The sequence below is a fragment of the Micromonospora sp. AMSO12t genome (genome assembly GCF_008806585.1).
Taxonomy (GTDB): domain Bacteria; phylum Actinomycetota; class Actinomycetes; order Mycobacteriales; family Micromonosporaceae; genus Micromonospora; species Micromonospora reichwaldensis.
The window spans coordinates 1-5,794 of record NZ_WAAS01000348.1 but is presented as its reverse complement, the minus strand read 5'-3'; the positions used below and the strand labels follow the sequence as shown (position 1 = coordinate 5,794).

9 protein-coding genes are annotated in these 5,794 nt (G+C 71.8%); 6 read left to right on the top strand and 3 right to left on the bottom strand.

Annotated features, from left to right (window positions below; genetic code table 11):
• Positions 1-184 precede the first annotated feature (184 nt).
• The 3 genes from F6X68_RS29995 to F6X68_RS29985 all read left to right on the top strand — a co-directional run bounded on the left by F6X68_RS29995 (position 185) and on the right by F6X68_RS29985 (position 2,600).
• On the top strand, positions 185-1,537 hold the full coding sequence (locus F6X68_RS29995; protein WP_192581599.1) for a pentapeptide repeat-containing protein: 1,353 nt from the start codon (positions 185-187) through the stop codon (positions 1,535-1,537).
• Between the two features lie 52 nt (positions 1,538-1,589).
• Complete coding sequence (locus tag F6X68_RS29990) at positions 1,590-2,018, top strand: nitroreductase family deazaflavin-dependent oxidoreductase (protein WP_151457396.1); 429 nt, start codon at positions 1,590-1,592, stop codon at positions 2,016-2,018.
• Between the two features lie 90 nt (positions 2,019-2,108).
• On the top strand, positions 2,109-2,600 hold the full coding sequence (locus F6X68_RS29985; RefSeq protein WP_151457395.1) for a hypothetical protein: 492 nt from the start codon (positions 2,109-2,111) through the stop codon (positions 2,598-2,600).
• A 71-nt stretch (positions 2,601-2,671) separates the two neighbouring features.
• On the opposite strand, the gene F6X68_RS29980 is transcribed toward F6X68_RS29985, so the two are convergent.
• The gene (locus F6X68_RS29980; RefSeq protein ID WP_151457394.1) at positions 2,672-2,866 is read right to left on the bottom strand and encodes a DUF397 domain-containing protein; all 195 of its coding nucleotides are present in this window, start codon (positions 2,864-2,866) and stop codon (positions 2,672-2,674) included.
• Positions 2,854-3,663 carry a helix-turn-helix transcriptional regulator gene (locus F6X68_RS29975; protein ID WP_151457393.1) on the bottom strand — a complete coding sequence of 270 codons (810 nt, stop codon included), beginning with the start codon at positions 3,661-3,663 and terminating at the stop codon, positions 2,854-2,856. The genes F6X68_RS29980 and F6X68_RS29975 overlap by 13 nt, the downstream gene beginning before the upstream one ends.
• Before the next feature lie 222 nt (positions 3,664-3,885).
• Here F6X68_RS29975 and F6X68_RS29970 point away from each other — a divergent pair, with 222 nt between their 5' ends.
• The 3 genes from F6X68_RS29970 to F6X68_RS29960 all read left to right on the top strand — a co-directional run bounded on the left by F6X68_RS29970 (position 3,886) and on the right by F6X68_RS29960 (position 5,246).
• Complete coding sequence (locus tag F6X68_RS29970) at positions 3,886-4,263, top strand: hypothetical protein (protein ID WP_225852511.1); 378 nt, start codon at positions 3,886-3,888, stop codon at positions 4,261-4,263.
• Entirely contained in the window at positions 4,260-4,517 is a 258-nt protein-coding gene (locus F6X68_RS29965; RefSeq protein ID WP_151457392.1) for a flavin reductase, read from the top strand. The genes F6X68_RS29970 and F6X68_RS29965 overlap by 4 nt, the downstream gene beginning before the upstream one ends.
• A 132-nt stretch (positions 4,518-4,649) precedes the next feature.
• Positions 4,650-5,246, top strand: a complete 597-nt coding sequence (locus F6X68_RS29960) for a Panacea domain-containing protein (RefSeq protein WP_151457391.1) — start codon at positions 4,650-4,652, stop codon at positions 5,244-5,246.
• Positions 5,247-5,296: 50 nt separating this feature from the next.
• Here F6X68_RS29960 and F6X68_RS29955 read toward each other — a convergent pair.
• Positions 5,297-5,794, bottom strand: a 498-nt coding sequence (locus F6X68_RS29955; protein WP_370519010.1) for a hypothetical protein, incomplete at its 5' end; no start/stop codon positions are given.

The window sequence follows — 5,794 nt, the reverse complement described above, 5'->3', positions numbered from 1 at the left end:
GGTGGGGGTGGTTCCGATCGATCGTGGAGACGATGATGATGGCCGTAATCCACCATCGTCAATAACAAGTTACGGCCCGGTAACCCCTTGTCGCGCCGGGAGCACAAACCGGCAATCCAGGCAGTCACCGTCCACGGCGGACGGTGCCCCACGTCGGGCCGAGCGCGGTGGCATGCTGTGACCCGTGCGCCCGACACCGCCCCGTGAAGAGCCGCTGCGGGTGATGCCGTGGTGGCTGGTGCTCGTCGGGCTGCTCCTCGCCGCGCTGCTCGGCTGGCTGGTGCTCGACTGGCTGCTCGGCGAGGCCGACCGCGCCGCCCAGCCGGACACCCGCGCGACGCTGCGCATCGACGCCATCCGCACCGGGCTGACCGTGGTCGCCGGCACCGGCGGCGGGCTCGCCCTGCTGCTGGCCGCCCGGCGACAGTGGATCGGCGAACGCGCCCAGCGGCACCAGGAGACCGTCGCCGCGCAGGACCAGGCGCACCGGGAACGGGTGCAGGCGCACGCGGAGGCGGTCGCCGAGGCCGGGCAGCACCACCAGGAGCGGCATGCCGAGGCGGCCGAGCACGACGCCGCCGAGCGCCGGCTGACCGAGCTGTACACGAGCGCCGTCGCACTGCTCGGCAACGACAACGCGGCCGTACGCCTGGGCGGCCTGCACGCCCTGGAGCGGCTCGGGCAGGACAATCCCGCCCAGCGGGAGACGATCGTGGCGGTGCTCTGCGCGTACCTGCGGATGCCGGCGCCGGAGGACGACGCGCGCGAGGCGGAGGTGCGCCGCACCGCCCAGCGGGTCCTGACCCGGCACCTGCGCGCGGACGACGACGCCTACTGGCCCGGGGTCAGGCTGGACCTGACCGGCGCCCGGCTCGACGGGTTCGACGCGACCGGCTGCACCCTGGACGACGCGGACCTCACCGGCGCGGTCTGCGCCGGCACCACCAGCCTGGTCGGCGCGACCGTACGCGGGCGGCTCTCCCTCGGCGCGACCTTCGCGGACCTGGCCTGCGACGACCTGCGCGGCGACGCCGAGATCGTCCTCGACCGCGCCCGGATCGCCGGCCGGGTCAGCTTCGACGGCGCCGACCTCGCCGGCGGGCTGTCGTGCCGGCACGCCACCGTCGCCCGGGCCTCCTTCCGGGGCGTCACCTTCCACCGGACGGCAAGCTTCGACGCGTCCCGATTCACGGACAGCGCGACCTTCCGCGAGGCGGTCTTCCTGAGCGGGGTCTCGATGGACCACGCCACCTTCACCGGCTACGCCGGGTTCCGGCAGACCCGCTTCGCGGACCTGGCCCTGTTCCGGTGGACCGAGTTCGGTGACCAGACCTGGTTCGAGCGGACCCGCTTCGAGGGAGCGGCGAACTTCGGTCGGGCCCGCTTCCACGGCCCGGTGACCTTCGACGGGGCGACGTTCGCCCGCCGTCCCCTGGTGGACCAGGCGCGGGCGACGGCCGCCGGCTCGCACGTCTGGCCCGAGGGCACGACCGTCGCCCCGCTGGACGATGACTGGCTGCTGCTCACGGACTCCTGACCGTCCCGGCGCGGGGCCCTCGCTGTCGCGGCGCGACCGCTAGGCTGGGCCGATGGGGGAAACCATTCAGGACAGTCCGGTGGAGTGGGTGGCCAGCCACGTGCAGCGCTACCTGGAGACCGACGGCGCCGACGGCGGAAAATTCCACGGCTACGACAGCCTGCTGCTCACCACCCGGGGGCGCCGGTCCGGCACGCTGCGGCGCACCGCGCTCATCTACGGCCGCGACGACGACCGCTACCTGCTGGTGGCGTCGAACGGCGGCGCGGCGCGGCACCCGTACTGGTACCTCAACCTGTGCGCCGACCCGAAGGTGGAGGTGCAGGTCGGGGCCGAGAAGTTCCGCGGCACGGCGCGCACCGCCACCGCCGAGGAGCGGCCCCGGCTGTGGCAGGTCATGACCGAGGTCTTCCCGACGTACGCCCGCTACCAGAAGGAGACCGAGCGGGAGATTCCGGTCATTGTCGTCGAACGCGCCTAATCGGCACCGGCCCGGCGCGCAGCTACGGCGGAGGCCCAGGTGATCCACGGCCTATAATGCTGCCCGTACCGCACGGACGGGGAGGGCGCCATGTCCACGGCTGAGCAGAACTCCAGGCTCCCGCTGTTCGCGATCGACGTTGGCATGCTCGTGGCCACCCTGCTCACCCTCGCCGGATATCTGATGCCCTGGTTCCGGCCGAGCAGCCGCGCCATCTGGTCCTTCTCCGGCTGGGCCTACGCGTCACTCAGCGACGGGGGTGGCTGGACCCTGCTCACCTTCGGTTGGCTGCTGCTGGCCGCCGTGGCCGCGCTGTGGGCACGGCGCAGCGTGGTGGCGGCGATGACCGGGATGGTCGCTGCCGTGGGCACCCTGGTCACCGCTCTGTCGGTGGTGGCGGCGAGCTTCGCGGTGATCGGCGAACAGAGCTCGCTGGACCTGATGGCGCAACTGCCGTTCGACATCGGGCTGACGGTCCTGGCCATCGGCCTCGGGCTGCTCCTGGCCACCTCCTGCCGGGCGATCGTCCGATGCCACCTGTTGAATGTCGCCGAGGACGCCTCCCCCGCTTCCCCGCTCTGAGGAACCTCAGTTCGCATCGGGATTGCAGCGGCCGGGATCGCCAGTGAGGGCGACGAACTCCCGGCGGGTTGTCAGGCGCGGTCGGTGAGCTGGGCGACGAAAACCCGCCAGGCGGTCGGGGTGAAGACCAGCGCGGGACCAGCCGGGTCCTTCGAATCCCGTACGCCGACGACGCCGGGCAGATTGTCGGCAACCTCGACGCACACGCCGCCATTGGTGGACGAGCGAGACGACTTGCGCCACCGCGCGCCGGTCAGACTGTCCATGTCTTCGCCGCTTCCTTGAGCACGTCGATCGATTGCCTCAGCGGGAGGGCTTCGCCGTGGACAGCGTCCCACGCCAGCCCCAACCGAGCAATCGCGTCAGGCTGCCCGGTGGTCTGTGACTCCAACTGATGGTCTACGCAGCCCGCACGCGAGCCGTCGGGCAGGTCGGCCAGGATGAACGTTCCGGCCAGTCCTGTATAGACGCCAGCGGACAGCGGCACGACCTGCACCTGGACATGCGGCTGCTCGGCGCAGGTCAGCAGGTGCTCGAGCTGCTCGGCCATCACGTCGGGACCGCCGAACTCCCGCCGGACGACCATCTCGTCCAGCACCACGAAGAGCTGTGGGCTCGGCAGGCGGGCGAGCACAGCCTGCCGTTCCATCCGCGCCGCGACCCGCTGGCCCAACTCGGCAACCGGCGTCCGTGCCGCTCGGAAGGTCGCTCGCGCGTACGCCTCGGTCTGGAGAAGTCCCGGCACGAACGCGTGCTCGTACCAGCGTAGGGCGGTCGCCTCCCGCTCGATCTGTATCCACTCGCGCAGCCAGACCGGCGCGCCGTCGCCCTTGACCAGCTCGTTCCAGAGCGTCGCGAAGTATCCGCCGGTGTCCAGCGCCCCGTCGACGGCGGTCAGGTAGGGCAGGGTGGGTGGCTTCGTCCCGGTCTCGATCGCGCTCACCTGGGAGTCCGAGCAGAAGACCAGCTCACCGAGCTGCGCCTGGGTCAACCCGGCGGCCGACCGGCGTCGCCTCAGCTCACGAAGCAGGTACTCCGACGGCGAGATTCCCACGGCTTCCACACCCTTCCACGAATCTCCACACCGTTCTCCCCCGGCCCGAAACCGCACGCTACGTTCCGCGATCACGCGGTGACTGTTCCGAGCCTAGGGGGCGTTCGTCCAGGGTGGAAGGAGGACGGCGCGCCCGGCGGAATCGGCCCCCTCAGGACTCGGCGGGCGCACACGTCGCAGGGGCCCTGCCGAGCGCGCGTCCCGATTCCGACACCGATGGAGGGAGGCCCCGTGCCCGTGCCGAGGCCCGCGAATGCCGTACCGGCGTCGCGCTGGGCGACGCGCCCCGCCGCCGCGACGGCCAGCACCCGCGAGGACGGGACGCCTCGGGTCAGCCCTGGCGTGTACCTGCTGACGCGCGAGGCGTCGCCGCAGTTCGCGAAGCCGATCACGGTACGGGTGATCCGCGAGCGAACCGACCTCGTCACCTACCACGGCTGGGCGTGGGTCGAGGTGTACCAGCTCGACGCGCGCGGCCAGGCGATTGACCGCCGCGAGTTGTACGTGCGACCCGACGGGATGCGTCCCACGCAGGCGCCCTCGGCCGCGCGTTCACCCTCGGCGCAGCGGCGCGCTCCGGCCCGGCGGAGCGCGGGGACCAGCCGGTGAACACGCCCGTCCGCGACCACGTACCGTCCCGCCCGACGTGGCGCTGCCGGGCCTGCGGGATCGCCTGGCCCTGTTCCCCGGCGAAGCTGCTTCTCCTCGCGAAGTACCGGGGCGACATGCCGGGGCTCATGGTCCACCTCGTGACGCTGCGCGAAGAAGCCGCCGCCGACCAGCTCGCGCAGCACTACCCCGGCGCGCAGTCGGCGGACCTGCACGGGCGCTTCACGGACTGGGTGCCGGCCCGCTCCCGCTGACCGCCGCGGGTCACCTACGCGGCGCGACAGCTTCCGGGATCTGCTGGTTCTGCCTATCCGACGCCGTCGGACCCGCACTGTCGGTCCGACTCGTTAGGCTCTCAGGCAGAACCTGCAGAGAGGGTGCCATCGGTGGCAACGGCGCATGACGTCGCAGCGGCGGTGCTGGGCGACCTCGGGGCCATGACGGCGATGAAGCTGGAGAAGCTCGTCTACTACTGCCAGGGATGGCACCTGGCGCGGACGGGCCACCCGCTTTTCCAGGAGCCGATCGAGGCATGGCGCGAAGGCCCGGTGGTCCCGCACCTCTACCGCCATCATCGCGGTCAACTGACCGTCACCGAGTGGCCGCTCGGCGAAGCATCCCGCCTGGCACCCGCCCAGGTCGACACGGTTCACTGGGTGACCGAGGCGTACGGCCGATTCTCCGCCGCTGAACTGTCGACGATGACGCACAACGAGCTTCCGTGGCGTGTCGCGCGTGGCGCGTTGCCCGAGTCCGCCCCCTCCACCGAGCAGGTCGACGTCGACCTCATGAGGGCGTACTACGCCCGGCAGGTGGCGAGCGTCGAGACAGCCGTGGTCCTCGCCTCCGCCAACGCCGCCCTCGAAGGAGCGGAGTTCGACGAGGACTGGCAGGACAGGCTTCGAGATGTCGCGTCCGGCGTCATCAGTGCCGACGATCTGATCGCTCAGGAGATCGCCCGGATCAGCAGTGAGCAGCGCTGATCCACTGCTGCCAACTCAGAGCTGCTGAACCGGTCCCGCCGTGCTCGCGGTCAGCGCATCACGCGGAACAGCAGCAGGAAGGCCACGTAGGCGACCGGCACGGCCGCGAAGCAGATCAGGAAGCCCAGGTGCACGTAGCGGGGCGGCGTGCCGGCGACCATGGCCGGTCGCCCCCATCGGCCGAGCACCAGGTAGCCGGCGAAGAAGGAGAGCGCGGGCAGACCCGCGCAGATCCACGCGCCGAGGGTGAAACCGTCGACCAGGCCGACGCCGGAGGCGAGCACCATGATCATCATGAGAATCGCGCCCACGGCCGCGCAGCCCGCGTAGACGGTGACCGACCGGGCCACCGGCGACCAGCCGGGCAGCAGCGCCGGTCGCTGCGCGAGCAGCTCGGTCTGCTGCCCGTGCCGGTCGGACTCGTCCGCGTAGCGTCGGGCCAGCTCCAGCTCGACGGTCGGGTCGACCTCCGCCGGGCGCGGGGCCGGCACCCCGCCCGCCGCCGGGCTCGCGGCCGTCGGCAGCGCCAGCCTCGTCTCCCCCACCCC